This window comes from Microbulbifer weihaiensis (assembly GCF_048323715.1).
Classification (GTDB): Bacteria; Pseudomonadota; Gammaproteobacteria; order Pseudomonadales; family Cellvibrionaceae; genus Microbulbifer.
In genome coordinates this window covers 1-13,403 of record NZ_JBLWFL010000021.1, presented here as the reverse complement: position 1 = coordinate 13,403, position 13,403 = coordinate 1, and the positions used below count along the sequence as shown (strand labels likewise).

12 protein-coding genes and 1 tRNA gene are annotated in these 13,403 nt (G+C 61.4%); 6 read left to right on the top strand and 7 right to left on the bottom strand.

Annotated elements, in window-relative coordinates; genetic code table 11:
• Positions 1-2: 2 nt before the first annotated feature.
• Genes ACNKU7_RS17425 through leuC form a run of 6 tightly spaced genes read right to left on the bottom strand, consistent with a single transcriptional unit; the run spans position 3 to position 7,658 of the window.
• A complete protein-coding gene (locus ACNKU7_RS17425) occupies positions 3-1,379 on the bottom strand; it encodes an amidase (RefSeq protein ID WP_418298265.1) in 1,377 nt (458 codons plus the stop codon).
• A 31-nt stretch (positions 1,380-1,410) separates the two neighbouring features.
• Complete coding sequence (locus ACNKU7_RS17420) at positions 1,411-2,811, bottom strand: phenylacetate--CoA ligase family protein (RefSeq protein WP_418298264.1); 1,401 nt, start codon at positions 2,809-2,811, stop codon at positions 1,411-1,413.
• Positions 2,812-2,829: 18 nt separating this feature from the next.
• The gene (locus ACNKU7_RS17415; RefSeq protein WP_418298263.1) at positions 2,830-4,224 is read right to left on the bottom strand and encodes an MmgE/PrpD family protein; all 1,395 of its coding nucleotides are present in this window, start codon (positions 4,222-4,224) and stop codon (positions 2,830-2,832) included.
• A complete protein-coding gene (locus ACNKU7_RS17410; protein ID WP_418298262.1) occupies positions 4,217-5,575 on the bottom strand; it encodes an MmgE/PrpD family protein in 1,359 nt (452 codons plus the stop codon). The genes ACNKU7_RS17415 and ACNKU7_RS17410 overlap by 8 nt, the downstream gene beginning before the upstream one ends.
• Positions 5,575-6,225: a 3-isopropylmalate dehydratase small subunit gene (gene leuD / locus ACNKU7_RS17405; protein WP_418298261.1), complete on the bottom strand. Its 651-nt coding sequence runs from the start codon at positions 6,223-6,225 to the stop codon at positions 5,575-5,577. The genes ACNKU7_RS17410 and leuD overlap by 1 nt, the downstream gene beginning before the upstream one ends.
• On the bottom strand, positions 6,222-7,658 hold the full coding sequence (gene leuC, locus ACNKU7_RS17400; RefSeq protein WP_418298260.1) for a 3-isopropylmalate dehydratase large subunit: 1,437 nt from the start codon (positions 7,656-7,658) through the stop codon (positions 6,222-6,224). Before leuC ends, leuD begins: the two co-directional genes overlap by 4 nt.
• A 101-nt stretch (positions 7,659-7,759) precedes the next feature.
• Between leuC and ACNKU7_RS17395 the strand changes: the two genes are divergently transcribed.
• The 4 genes from ACNKU7_RS17395 to ACNKU7_RS17380 all read left to right on the top strand — a co-directional run bounded on the left by ACNKU7_RS17395 (position 7,760) and on the right by ACNKU7_RS17380 (position 11,326).
• The gene (locus ACNKU7_RS17395) at positions 7,760-8,644 is read left to right on the top strand and encodes a hypothetical protein (RefSeq protein ID WP_418298259.1); all 885 of its coding nucleotides are present in this window, start codon (positions 7,760-7,762) and stop codon (positions 8,642-8,644) included.
• A gap of 66 nt (positions 8,645-8,710) precedes the next feature.
• Positions 8,711-9,484 (top strand): DUF3108 domain-containing protein, encoded by a 774-nt coding sequence (locus ACNKU7_RS17390; protein WP_418298258.1) that lies wholly within the window; start codon positions 8,711-8,713, stop codon positions 9,482-9,484.
• 101 nt (positions 9,485-9,585) lie between these two features.
• Positions 9,586-10,452, top strand: coding sequence for an NAD-dependent epimerase/dehydratase family protein (locus ACNKU7_RS17385; protein WP_418298257.1), 867 nt, complete (start codon positions 9,586-9,588; stop codon positions 10,450-10,452).
• Between the two features lie 64 nt (positions 10,453-10,516).
• Positions 10,517-11,326, top strand: coding sequence for a hypothetical protein (locus tag ACNKU7_RS17380; protein WP_418298256.1), 810 nt, complete (start codon positions 10,517-10,519; stop codon positions 11,324-11,326).
• Positions 11,327-11,378: 52 nt separating this feature from the next.
• On the opposite strand, the gene ACNKU7_RS17375 is transcribed toward ACNKU7_RS17380, so the two are convergent.
• Positions 11,379-12,086: a hypothetical protein gene (locus tag ACNKU7_RS17375; RefSeq protein WP_418298255.1), complete on the bottom strand. Its 708-nt coding sequence runs from the start codon at positions 12,084-12,086 to the stop codon at positions 11,379-11,381.
• A 182-nt stretch (positions 12,087-12,268) separates the two neighbouring features.
• Between ACNKU7_RS17375 and ACNKU7_RS17370 the strand changes: the two genes are divergently transcribed.
• Positions 12,269-13,249: an alpha/beta hydrolase gene (locus ACNKU7_RS17370; RefSeq protein WP_418298254.1), complete on the top strand. Its 981-nt coding sequence runs from the start codon at positions 12,269-12,271 to the stop codon at positions 13,247-13,249.
• An 81-nt stretch (positions 13,250-13,330) separates the two neighbouring features.
• A tRNA-Arg gene (locus ACNKU7_RS17365) sits at positions 13,331-13,403 on the top strand.

Sequence of the window (13,403 nt, the reverse complement as noted above, 5' to 3'; positions counted from 1 at the left end):
CTTCATGCCGTCACTGCGAGCCTATGTTCCGCCAGCCACGCCTGCAGCGCCACCAGGACGTTCAACAGGGCGGACTCTGCACCGGGCCGACCGATAACCTGAACACCAAACGGCAATCCTCCCGCGGAAATACCGAGTGGGATACTCGCCGCCGCGAAGCCTGCCATGTTCGCGACGCTGGTGAGGTTTGCCTGATTCACCGGCGCCCGATCTGCAAAGGCAAAAGCGGTTTGCGGGGCGGTGGGCGTCAACAGGAAGTCAGCCCCCTGCAACTGCCGGCGCAACCAGCTGCCCGCCGCTTCCACCACATCCGTCGCACGCACCAGATCCGGCGCGGAGCGCTGTGCGCCCCACTGCAAAAGCCCCTGCAACTGCTCGGAAAACAGGTGCGGTTGCTGCTGCAATTCAGCGGCGAAGGTGACGTTGGCTTCCGCCTCGCACAGCAACAAACCGGCGCGGCGAATGGCTGAAAAATCAATGGCGGCAAAAGACCGCGACAACGGCTCGGTTCCGGGCAGGGATTCGCTCAGGCTCTGGAAAGCCTCGGCGATTTCACCTTCCACACCGGCCTCGGCGCAGTCGCGCATCACAGCCCAGCGCACGCTCGTCAGGTCAACTTCTTGCGGGGGCTGCAGCTCAGTGGCCGTCACCTCACTGAGCAGTGGCCACAGTGCCCGCAGGTCGCGGGCGGATCGCGCCAGCGGCCCTACCGTATCCAGCTGCCGACACAGGCGCGTAACGCCGGCCATGCTGATCTGATCCCGCCCGGGCTTCAGGCCGGCGACACCACAGTAACTGGCGGGGATGCGCACCGAGCCCATGGTATCGGTACCGAGGGCAAATGCGCACAGGCCCGCGGCCACCGCTGCGCCCGAGCCACCACTGGATCCCCCCGGGGTAAATCCAGCCCGCAGGGGGTTTTCGCAGCGTCCCCAGTGGGGATTGTCATTGGTCGCACCGAGGGCAATTTCGTGCATGTTCAGCTTGCCGAGCACGATCACCCCGGCCGCACGCAAGCGTGCCACCACCGGCGCATCCTCCACTGCAACCGGGGCGCTGTCGCGATAACCCAAACCATTTGCGGTCGGCATACCGGCGACGTCGATATTGTCTTTGACTGCGCAGGTCAGCCCATCGAACGCAGACAGGCGCTGCCCCTGTCGCATGCGCACATCCGCTTCGAGTGCCGCGCGCATCGCGCCCTCGCGATCCACGTGCACAAAGGCATTGATGCTGTCCTGACTACGTGTGATAGCGGCCAGCGTGCGCGCCGTCAGCGCCTGGCTACTGAGCTCCCCGCGCTCCAGGCGGGCCGCCAGCGCCGTGGCATCCTTGGCAAGAGTTTCGTCACTGATACCGCGGTGAAGATTCTGGGACATGGGCTTTTTCCAGGGCAGAATGCGCACAGTGTTAACTGAATCGCCGATCGATCAAACGCAGGGGTTTCTGCCGGCGGTCGATCTCCGTCCACTGGGCAGTGGCACCTGCCGCAACCGGCTCCACCCCGACTTCCAGGCCCAGCTTGCGCTTCAACAAGGCACCGCACTGCTCGGCGATCGCGGGGTGTTTCGCCACCGGCTCGCTCACTTCCACCATCACCGTGAGCGTCTCACGGCCGGCATCGTCCCGCTCGGCAATACACACATATTCTCCGGTAAAACTTTCCAGCTCCGCCAGCATGCCACCGATACCGTGGGGATAGACATTGATACCGCGCAGCTTGACCATGTTATCGGAGCGGCCAAGGAAACCCCGGATGCGCTTGAACGGCAAACTGAACGGATTTTCCCCGGGAATCTCCGAAGTGATATCGCAGGTATTGAAACGGATCACCGGGTAGATATCGTCTTTGTACAAACAGGTCACAACCATGTTGCCGGTATCACCGGGGGCAACCGCCTGACCACTGTCCACATCCAGCAACTCCAGATAGTGCGCATCCTCCCACACATAAAGCCCGTTCTGATCCGGCCCTTCTGCGGCGATACAACCGGTATCGGCGACGCCGTACCAGTCGTAAAGTGCGGCACCACCCCAGGCTTCGCTGAGCGCTGCACGGGTCTCCTGCCCCAGGTGACCAATGATCATGTCGATACGCAGGTCTTCACCCGGTTTCAGTCCCTGCTCTTCCGCCACACTGGCCAGCTTCTTGATGTAATCCGCAAATCCAACCAGCACGTTCACACCGAAATCCTGCATCAGCTGTACCTGCTGGGCAGAACGGGTTTCCAGCCCGGTGCCGGCGGAAAGGAACAGTGCGTTGGTGTAGCGGGTAACGGCCTCGCGAATGTAGTGGCCACCGTTGATCATGCCGTGTCCGTAGGTGGACTGCACTGTGGCACCGGGTTTCAGCCCCATAAAGCGATAGGCCCGGGCCACCAGCATGGCCTGAATCTCGCGCCCGCGCGGGCCGAAAATAATCGGTTGCGGTCTTCCCGTGGTACCGCTGGTGGTGTGGAACACAACCGGCGGCCGCTGCTCCGGCGCCAATCCTTCCAGCCCGCTGAAATCACCGATGGGCGGAAACTGCTCGACACTCTGCATGATGTCCGACTTGGAGAATACCGGCAGTTTTTCGATGTCATCGATGCTGCGGATGTCACCTGGTTCAATGCCAGCCGCGCCCCACAGGCGCTGGTAGAACGGAATTTCCCAGCCTCGCGCCATTAACTTGAGAAACCGCTGGTTTTGCAGGTCGCGCAGTGCATCGCGGGACATGCCCGTATAACGCTTCAGGAAGGCATCGCCGAGGGGGTAGTCCGCCAGCGCCTGCTGTACATCAAAACTCTCGAAATAGCTTGGGTAAGGCATGAAAAATCCACACTCTCTTCAGGTAATGACATGCTCGGGCTGCCGCTCGGGCGCCAGCAGCTCGGTCAATTGGGTAATACTCGCCAGCTGCTCCAGCTGGTCGATCTGCGCGATAATTTCGCCGGCATATTCCTCGTCCATGGGGTAACGCGCCGATGCGAGGCAGCGGGAAAATTTTTCCAGCTGCCGCGTGCGACTCAGCGGATTTCCCGGGTGCCCGAGGATCGCCCGCATATCCTGCCGATACTCAGTGCCGTCCTTCAGGCAAACGGTTACCGACTGCGGCGCAAGCGCATTCGGATCCTCACAGGCAGACGGATACATGCGAATGCGTGTGGCGAGATCCTGGCGCGCCGAATCGCTCAAAGCGCCGCGATCAAAATCATGCACCCCCACGTCGCCGGTAATCAGCAGGGTGGCAGCCACGTATCCGATACACAGCCGCGCGTAGTTCACGCTCATCCCTGGCACGACTGGGCGATCCACCAGCCGCCGTACCAGCGGCGGCGCTTCGATGCGCACAGATTCGATTTCCTGCGCTGTGAATCCATGTTCGGCGCGCAACTGCATCAACGCATCAAGCGTGCCGTGCGCCGCGCGTCCAGTGGGAAACGGCTTGTGGCTGACGCGACCGATCTGCCATTCCTCCCCAAGGAGAGCGAATGCCTCAGGCGCATTGCCAGCGGATTCCATGATGGCGAAATAGCCGTAATCGCCACTCAAAAACTGATCCGGACCCACCAGGCCAAAGCCGGCCATGTCCACCGCGGTAATCGCATTGCGCGCATTGAACGCCACCTGCATCGGCAGTACCGCCACACCTTCCGTGTGCGCCTGCATGGTGCCGCCGGTCTGGCTGTAGGCGATAGACATGGCCTGCTGGATGCGCTCAGGGGCATAGCCGCGCAGGCGCGCGAGCCCTGCCGCTGCACCAATACAGCCCGCGGTACCGGGGCGGAAAAAACGCATTGGCTTGTCGGCACTCATACCCAGCACAGTGGCAACATCCACCGCCAGCGCCAGCGCCAACAGCAGAGCGCGACCATCCGCCTGGAGCGCTTCCGCCTCCGCCAGCAGTGCCGAAAGGATCACCGCCATGGGGTGAACAACCGCCTGCTCGTGGACGCAGTCAAATTCCTGACAGTGAATCTGATAGGCATTGACCATCGCCGCATGTGCGGTTGGTAACTGTCTACCGGTACCCCATACCGTCGCCGACCGCCCCGCTTCCGCCCTGCCCCAGCCAATCGCCGTCTCCAGCAGATCCGCAGCAAGGGGCAGGCGTGAACCGCTGATACCCACACCGATCGAATCGAGAATGAAGGTCTTGCAGGCGTCCACCGCGGCCCGGTCGAGCTGCTCGAACCGGGTCTCAGCTACGTGCTTGACCAGCCGCTGTTCATAGCTATGCACCCTGGCCTCCCAGAGCACGCAGTGCGGCAAACAGACCACCGAGATCCTGCTGGTCGCGCAGATTCAATACGACTTCCAGTATGTCTGCGGCCGGCTCGGCAGCGACACCGCCCGCGGCGAAAAGCGTGCGCGCCTTGCGGACAATATCCTCGCCGGTAAGCGGCCACTCGGGGTCACCCCAGGCATCCCGCAGCACCGCTTCGCGCTCGCTGCCATCGCACAACACGATGCGCACGGTTGCACTGAAGCGGCCGGGATACGCACGCTGGTGCTCTTCGTCCACATGCAGGGTGACCTTGGATCGCAGTGTCGCCACATCGTCACGCTGCAGGAAATCCTGTTCGAAATGCTGGATCTCGGGTGCGCCGCAGAGAATCGCCACCGCGGCACAGTGCTGCAGACTGAAGCGCGCTTGCGCAGGCGATTCCGGCACTGGCCGATCGCAGAAGATCAGCGCATCGGCATAGGTGCTGATGTGCACCGCGCTGATGGCATCACTGGAAATTTCCCCCAGTGCGCGCACCGCATCAATCGCCGGGTGGGTGTGGCGACAGGCCGGCCAGGGCTTGAAGCTGCACTGGTACAGCAGCCAACCGTCGGCTGCGTTATCGATGACCGCCAGCGGCATCGCCTGGGAAGACGTCGCCGCAAAAAATCCCTGGGTGCCTTCAAGCAGGCTGGCCGGACCGCGCAATTGCTGTGACGCCAGCAGCGCCGCCTGTACGCCGCTGTGGGCCGCTCCCGCATTGTGCAGGTGCTTGGTTTCTACCGCCTCGTGCCGCATCTGCCAGAAACCACCGGTGCGACTGCCGGCATTGGCCAGCGCCCAGACCATCTCGTCATGATTGAGTCCGAGCAAACGCCCAGCGGCGGCCGCGGCACCAAAACTGCCGCAGGTGGAGGTGCTGTGATACAGCGCATAGTGATCCCGCCCCAGCGCCCGTCCGATCCGGATCATCGCCTCGTAGCCGACCACAATGGCTTCGAGCAATGCCCGCGGCTCCGCCTCGACCAACTCGGCGACGGCGAGCGCGGCCGGGATAATCACCGGCCCCGGGTGCAATGTGGAAGTGCGATGCAGGTCGTCCATCTCGGAGACGCTGCCAAGTGCACCGTGGAGCTGCAGCGCATCCTGCCAGCAACTAGTGCGGCCCGAGAGATTCCAGAGCTCTCCGGCGGTGCCCCACTGCGTGAGATAGTTTTTCAGTTTTCCGGCCAGCTCACCCTGCGCGCCGTAAACGGCACAACCCAGCCAGTCGAGCAGGTGCAGTTGCGCGCGCGCCAGAGTCGGCTCATCGATGTCCCGGTCCAGCAGGAGAACCAGCTGCTGCAGTAGCGTTACGGGTTGCATTACGGCAGTACTCCTTCCACACAATCTTCCAATGGGGCAAACGCCCAGGCGTGTTCCGTGCGACGCGCCTGTTCGAAACTGTCGATCAATTTTCGCTGCTTCAGTGTCAGTGCAATGGGATCGAGCCCATTCAGCAACATGTCACGCGCGCCCTCGTCCAGGGCAAAGGTGCACGCAAAGTCACCGCACCGGATCTGGCATTGCTGGAGATCGATCGTCACCGTGTTGTTTTGCGGATCCTGCTGTACCCGCTCTGCCAGCGCGCTGATTGCGTCCTCGCCAAGGCAAACTGGCAATACGCCATTGCGAATGCAGTTGGTGTGGAAAATCGCACCGAAGCCCGAGGCAATCACCGCGCGGATACCGTACTCTGCCAGGGCCCATACCGCGTGTTCACGGGATGAGCCGCAGCCGAAGTTGTCACCGGCCAACAGAATGGAAGTGTGCTGGTACTCGGGACGGTTCAGCACAAACGCCGGGTTGGGCTCGCGACTGCCCGGCAGGGTATAGCGCCAGCCCGCAAACAGGCCCTCTCCCAGCCCGCGTTTGGATACGCGTTTCATTTCCCGTGATGGAATGATTGCGTCGGTATCGATATTGCGGCGCAGCAGCGGTGCCGCGATCCCGGTATGACAGATAAACGGTTTCATGCAATCAGTGACTCGCTCGCTGCCAGCATTTCCGCTGAGGTGATTGACCCGGTAATCGCCGAGGCGGCTACCGTTGTGGGGCTGGCAAGGTGCGTGCGCGTATTCGGCCCCTGACGCCCCTCGAAATTTCGGTTGGTGGTGGAGATGACGCGCTGGAATTCACCGAAGGTTTCCCCCCCGGCGTAGAAGCACATGGAACAGCCGGAGTCTCGCCATTCAAACCCGGCCTCGACAAAAATCCGGTCGAGCCCTTCGCGCTCCGCCGCCTTTTTTACCCGCCGTGAGCCGGGCACCACAACGCCGCGCACCCCCGGGGCAATGCGCTGCCCCCTCACCACGGCCGCCGCAGCACGCAGGTCGCTGAGGCGACTGTTGGTACACGAGCCGATAAACGCCGCATCGACCGCAATATCCGCAATAGAGTCCCCGGCCTTCAGCCCCTGATATTCCAGCGCCCGCACTGCCGCCTCGCGACGGTGGGGCTCTGCAAAACTTGCCGGATCCGGGATTCGGCCGTTAATTCCAGCCACCTGCTCCGGACTAGTGCCCCAAGTCACGGCAGTACCGACTGCCGCCGCATCCACATGCAGTTCGCGATCAAACGCCGCCCCGTCGTCACTGTGCAGGCTGCGCCAGTATTCAACCGCTTCCTGCCAGTGCTCACCCTTGGGAGCAAAATCCCGCCCCTCCAGATAGCTTTCCACTTTTTCGTCAGGGGCAATCACCGCGGTAAAAGCGGAAAACTCCACCGCCATATTGCACAGGGTGAACCGGGCCTCAACGTCCAGCTGCCGGATGGCGGAACCGGAAAACTCCACCGCGTACCCAGCACCGCCGTTGGCACCAAACTGTGCGATCAGGTGCAACACCAGATCCTTGGCGGTCACGCCCGGGGACAATGTCCCATCGACTACGACGCGCATGTTTTTCGGTTTGCGCACCCGCAGGGTACCCGTCGCCAGTGCATGTTCGGCTTCGCTGGAGCCGATGCCCCAGGCCAGCGCGCCGATTGCGCCCTGGGTGCAGGTGTGACTATCCGGACACACGAGTGTAAGCCCCGGCAGAACCAAACCCTGCTCCGGGGAGATCACATGCACGATACCCTGATCCGGATCATCCACATCAAACAGGCGAATGTCGGCAGCGCGGGTTTCATGGCGCGTTGCCACAATAAATTCCGAACCGGAAGGCATCAGTGTTTTGTCGCCGCGCCCCGGAAAGGTGTCGACAATATGATCCATGGTGCAGAACACCCTGCGCGCGTCCCGCACGCCGTACCCGGCACTGTGCAGACTCTGCAGGGCAATGGATCCTGTGCGCTCGTGCAAAAACACGCGGTCGATGTAAAGCAGGGTTTCCCCGCTGTCGAGATCGCAAACGGTGTGCGCCGACCACAGCTTGTCGAACAGTGTACTCACTCCCGATATCGCCATATTCCCTGCCCTCCTGTACCCTCGGGTCAGATAAGATCTTTTTTCTCAATATTTGATATATTATTATAACATTAGAACTTTGAGAACAGCGGATTTCCCCAATGAGCACAACTGAACCCGGCCCGGCACTCGGCCCCTGCAGCATCGCCACCCTGGCAAGCGACGACGCCGCGCGTCTGGTGGACGACTATTGCAGCGACCTGCACTGCCAGGTACTCGCCAGCGAATCCCTTACCCAGCCGATGGCCACACAGTGGGGATGCCCGAAACTGGCCGGCGCACGGTATTGGCTGCTCGGCAACATTCTCGGCCGCCCCTGGCTGCGCATTGTCGAAGACCCGACCGCAACGCCGGCCACGCCGCTTGCCTGCGCCGGCTGGATGGCGATGGAAATACTCGTGGATGATGTGGACGGACTCGCGGCCTCCCTGGCGGACTCGCCTTTCCGGGTACTGCGTCCGGTGGCCAACCTGGAGCTCAGCGACAAGATCCGTGCGGTGCAGGTACAGGGCCCCGCCGGTGAACTCCTTTATCTGACGCAAATTTCCGGGGAAGTGCCCCCCTTCCAGCTCCCCCAGGCCAGCTGCGCGGTAGACCATCTGTTTATTCCAGTGCTCGCGAGCACAGACCGCGCAGCCTCCCTGGCCCGTTACGAATCACTGGCCCAGCTCAGCGGTCTCAGCTTTGATACCAAGGTGACTGTCATCAACCAGTTGCGCAACCTGCCCATGGAGCAACAGCACCCACTGGCAACGCTGCAACTGGCCGGCAGCACCCTGATTGAAATTGACCAGCTGGACAATCTCGCCATTGCCCCCGGCGAGACCCACACCCTGGGCGGAGGTATCGCCATGGTCACTTTTTATATCGACCGGATTCCGGAGCAGGCTGAAACACATTGCCACGAAGCCGCCCCCTACCACGGGCGCCGCAGCTGCACCCTGCACGGTCACGATGGCGAACGGATTGAACTGATCGAGCGCTGAACGACCACAGCGATCACCGCAACTCAAAAATAATTAACAAAGACAAGCCAATAACAAGAGAAGCCCATGCCCTACCGCAGCATTCGAGGACACATCCGCTACACCAGCCGCAAACCCGAGCGTCTCGGCCACGAACGGGGCCGCGAGTTCTTCAACATCAGCCAGCAGGCCGACGGCACCGATGTACTGCAGGCACACTGCGAAATCGACGACGCCCCCAGCGTCACCCGGGATATCGTACAGGCACTGCGCCACAGCGATTCCGCACCGCTGGACTGTTCGGTGCGCCTGACCGTAGGGGATAAATTTGAGGGCAGCGGCTGGTTCCGGTTTACCGACAAAGTCGCCGAGTGCGAAACCTTCAACCAGCGCGATGGGCGCATCAGCCAGCGCATCGAACTGGCCGCGCCGGTACAGTGGATGCAGTGCCACCCGATCGCCGGCGATAGCCTTCTGATGCGACTCTACGACCTGTCCAAAGGGCCGGGCAAACAGCACTTCCCGCACATGATGCTGTCTTCACCGGATCACCGCGGCGCAACCGGCCCTCTACTGTTCAAAATGGGCTTCTCTCTGGTGTATGTGGGCGAAACCGAAATCACGGTGGAGGCCGGCACCTTCCGCGCGCGACACTTCCAGGTAACCGATACCGCCGCGGATTTGCCGGAAGAGCATCCGCCCTACAACGTCTGGTGTACTGCCGACGACGACTACCTGCTGCTGCGCGCCGAGGTGGAGGGGTATATGCAGACTCGCTACGAACTGGCAGAGGTACAGTATTTCGAATCCCACGAGGGCGTGACCAGCGCACAGGAGCCAGCGACAGAGCCCGCTATCTGATCCCCCATCCCCCGGGCCGGAATTGACAATGGTCAATGCGGCCCACCCCGCCTCACCTAGTATCAGTGCGATATTCAACAGACCCCCGGCGGGAGAAAATAATGAAAATACTGATACTGGGTATGGGGCACGTGGGCAAGGCCCTCGGCAGCCGGCTGCGCGAGCAAGGGCATCGGGTAATTGGCACCACCACCACCCCGGAAAAAACCGAAACCCTGAAAGGCTTTGCCGACGAGGTCGTGGTGCTCAAGGGCCACGAATCCGACAAAGTTGCCGCGGCCGCCGCCGGTGTGGACATGATCGTGGTAACCGTTGCCCCCAACGTGAAAAATACCCGCACGCCGGAAGAGCGCCACCAGCATTACAAGCAGACCCTGGTGGAAACCTGTGCGAGCGCCGCGGCCTGCTGCGACAAGCTGATTTTCCTCTCGTCGTTCTCCGTGTATGGAGACGGCGGCGAAGGCAGCACCCCCATCACCGAGGAAACCCCAACCAGCAACCACGAGGAACCCTCCTCGCTGTACTACCAGCAGGCAGAACAGGAAATCCTCTCCCGCGCCGGCGGCTGCGTACTGCGCTTCCCCGACATGTACGGCGCACCGGGCGACCTGAGTTTCCCGGAGCGGGTCAAGCTGGCGCACTCCTATTTCGGTGGCAAGGCACTGTTCGGCGCCGACGCCCTGCTCTACGCCATCCACTTCGAAGACGTGGTGAGCGCGGTGGCCCACGCCATCGAACACGGCCTCAGCGGCATCTTCAATGTGTGCGACAACGAGCGCACGCCGGCCACCAACGCCCGCGTATTCGATGCCATCTGTGACGCCGAGGGGCTGACCCGGCTGGAGTTCCTCAACCAGATCAAGGCACCCAACCGCCGGATCTCGGCGGAGAAAATCTATGCTACCGGTTACCGCGTCGCCCACGGCGATCCCAACGCAGCATTCCTGCAGGAAAGCACCCCGGCCTGACAGGCCTGCACACCATTCGAGAACAACAACGCAATCACCACCAAAGTGATCAATGAGGCGAACCATGCATTCCGATACAAAAACCATCGACCAGTTTCTGTCAGAAAACCCCAATGTGGACGTGAGCAAAGCGTGGGAGCGCTGCTGGGGCATCCTCACCGACGTGAAGCAAACCATCGCCAGCCGCTTTACCGGCCTTGAGCTGGAACCGGCCTGTGCCGACCGCGAGTACTACACCTCGCCCAACGGCGAATTCGAAGGCTCGTTCCAGGCCTGGAGTGGCGGCGACTGCGAGTGGCTGGTGAACTCCTGGCTGGGCAACCGCAAGGCCAGCATCCTCGACATGAATGCCACCGCCTACCTCGGCCAGAAAACCGACGTGCCGCATTTCGTCATGGTTTTCGGCACCATTCCGAAACTGTTTTTCTATTTCGACTTCATGCCGCGCCGCAACCTGCTGACGGACAGCGAGTACCTCGACAAGTACTACGCCCCCATCAACGAGGAGTACCTGGCACTGCGCGGCCACAGCAACTTCCAGTGGTCCGTGAGCCACGGCCCCTACATGCGCGCGCTGATCAACCCGTCCACCCAGAGCCTGATGGGTGACCTGAACGACGAGAACATCGATATTCTCGAGAATTACGCCCGCAGCATGCTGTCCCACTGGCTGCGCTGGTACGACGAAGCCCAGCCGCTGGCAGAGAGCGAGCGTGTCGCACTGCGCCGTGACGACCACCAGCTGCGCCGCCTGTGCTACGAGCGCGATCCGATGAACAAACTGGCTACCAAGGTATTCGGTGAGGAAGGTGTCAAGCAGATGCTGACCCTGCGGATGGGTGAAGAGCAGATGCGCCGCGTGGTTGAGGCCTGAGGCTGGATCAAGGAACGGGAGGCCGGGAAAATATCCCGGCCTCCTATGACTGCTATTCCTGCAGCGGTGGTGCTTCCGCTTCGCCCTGCAGGAGTTTGGCCAGATATTCCGGCGCGATCATGGTGCAGTAGTGCGTGCCCATAAAGCTGTCCGGCACCGGCATAAAACGCCGGTACTCCACATGCAGCGCCTTGCTGCGCAACTTCAGGGTATCGTCTTCGGTATAGGCGACCTGGTACAGCTCCGGACGCAGCCACAGTGGCCCGATATACACGTTGTTTTCTTCGGCCAGCGCAATGCGCTCCCTGGACATCAACGCTGAATCACCCTGCTGCTCCAGCGCCTTGTAGACATCATCCAGCATCAGCGCCTGCCAGGTCTGGCACGCGCGATCTTCCTCGGCAACCGTGATCTCCCCCGAATCCGCATTCGCGGTGCGGATGCGTTCAGCGGTTTTCATTTTGCACGCTACAGTCACCGGGTAATCCGCGCGTTCGCCGTTGGCCAACTGGTAGCCTACATACTGGTGGGTGGTGAGCGGCTGTGCCTGCGGCTTGGATTTCTTGAAGGTGGTCCAGTAGGTGTCCTCTTCATACACCACATTGTCCACGGTCATATCGGTACCGGCGATAAACTGCTGCACTCGCGCGCAAAACGCCTCGTCGGTGGACAATGGATAGGCCAGGGTTGCGGTCGACTGCAGGCCGAACGCCAGCACCATCAGGCGCGGAAAGCGCACTAACTCTTGTAATTTTTTCACTCTTGCTTCCTCGCTGAAGGGGAGATTTTTATATCGCTCTGTCACAGCCTTAACCCATACGGATTAAAGGCGACGATGGATGATGGATACCCCAACTCAAGCTCGCCTGAATTGACAATTATCAATCCTCACGTGAAGACTCGCGCCTATCCTCAATCCAAAGAAGTACCAGGCGAATTTCCATGTATATGACACGCTGTATCTTCGATGCTTTCAAGGTGGACACGCTCAACCCGCCTTACGACACGGGCATCGCAAGAATTTACTACCCCGGGCAATTTGGCGATACCCCTGCGGAACGTAATACCGGGGCAGTCCCGGTAGACGAAACACTCGCCCCCTGCCCGGTTCTGATCCTGCTGCCCGGCATGAATACGGATCCGTCCTGCTATCGCTGGCTGGCGGAACTGCTCGCGCCTTTCGGTATCGCCACCGTTACCTATCAGTTGATCACCAGCGAAGGCCCGGGAGTAATCACGGCGACCCCCGGTATCGATGCTGACGCGCTGACACCGGAGCAGTTCGGCAGCCGCCTCTCGGCCATCGCGGTACCGTCAATCCTGTCCATGCTGGAACGGGTAAACGCGCAAGGTACCCTGGCCGGCAAGCTGGATCTCGGGCGACTGGCGTTCGGCGGACACAGCGCCGGTGGCACCGCCGCGCTGCTCAATGCCCGCACCTCCTGGTTTCCGGCATTGAAAGCCGTATTCTCCTATGGTGCCCATTCCGGCGCCTCCACCATGCTGGGCTGGCCGGCGGAGACCGTGCTGCCAATTGGCAGCGACGCGCCTGTACTGTTGATTGGCGGCGAGCAGGATGGCTGTATCGCCCACAGCGCGCATTGCTATGGTTCCGACAACCCAAGCACCACCGCCCGCCTCAAGCAGACCTTTGATGAAGCCCTGCCAGACCGCGACGGCAGTAATACCCTGCTCCTGCTCAAGGATGCCAACCACTTCTCCATCTGTGCCCCAGACGATACCACCTGTGGCCGTGGATTCATCGATTTCCCCGTCACCTCGGAAAGGGCTCGCCACGTCATCGGCCAGGCGATCTGCCTGTTCCTGCGCTGCTTCCTCAATGGCGACGAGCATGCCCGGCGTGCCTACCGGGAATTGGACGGCATCGACCGCATGGCGACCTGCACACTGCTCAGGAAATAGCCTGCCCGCTAAAAAATTTAACCGAAATCTCATTAAGTCCTTGACGCGAATGTCCACTTTCCCTATTGTTCGCCCCCCAACGCGCTCGTAGCTCAGCTGGATAGAGTACCTGGCTACGAACCAGGCGGTCGGAGGTTCGAATCCTCCCGAGCGC

Bases quoted from the DNA above. Each gene is read 5' to 3' on its own strand.
- ACNKU7_RS17425 (WP_418298265.1), bottom strand. From the start codon at position 1,379: ATGTCCCAGAATCTTCACCGCGGTATCAGTGACGAAACTCTTGCCAAG.
- ACNKU7_RS17420 (WP_418298264.1), bottom strand. From the start codon at position 2,811: ATGCCTTACCCAAGCTATTTCGAGAGTTTTGATGTACAGCAGGCGCTG.
- ACNKU7_RS17410 (WP_418298262.1), bottom strand. From the start codon at position 5,575: ATGCAACCCGTAACGCTACTGCAGCAGCTGGTTCTCCTGCTGGACCGG.
- leuD (WP_418298261.1), bottom strand. From the start codon at position 6,225: ATGAAACCGTTTATCTGTCATACCGGGATCGCGGCACCGCTGCTGCGC.
- leuC (WP_418298260.1), bottom strand. From the start codon at position 7,658: ATGGCGATATCGGGAGTGAGTACACTGTTCGACAAGCTGTGGTCGGCG.
- ACNKU7_RS17395 (WP_418298259.1), top strand. From the start codon at position 7,760: ATGAGCACAACTGAACCCGGCCCGGCACTCGGCCCCTGCAGCATCGCC.
- ACNKU7_RS17390 (WP_418298258.1), top strand. From the start codon at position 8,711: ATGCCCTACCGCAGCATTCGAGGACACATCCGCTACACCAGCCGCAAA.
- ACNKU7_RS17385 (WP_418298257.1), top strand. From the start codon at position 9,586: ATGAAAATACTGATACTGGGTATGGGGCACGTGGGCAAGGCCCTCGGC.
- ACNKU7_RS17380 (WP_418298256.1), top strand. From the start codon at position 10,517: ATGCATTCCGATACAAAAACCATCGACCAGTTTCTGTCAGAAAACCCC.
- ACNKU7_RS17370 (WP_418298254.1), top strand. From the start codon at position 12,269: ATGTATATGACACGCTGTATCTTCGATGCTTTCAAGGTGGACACGCTC.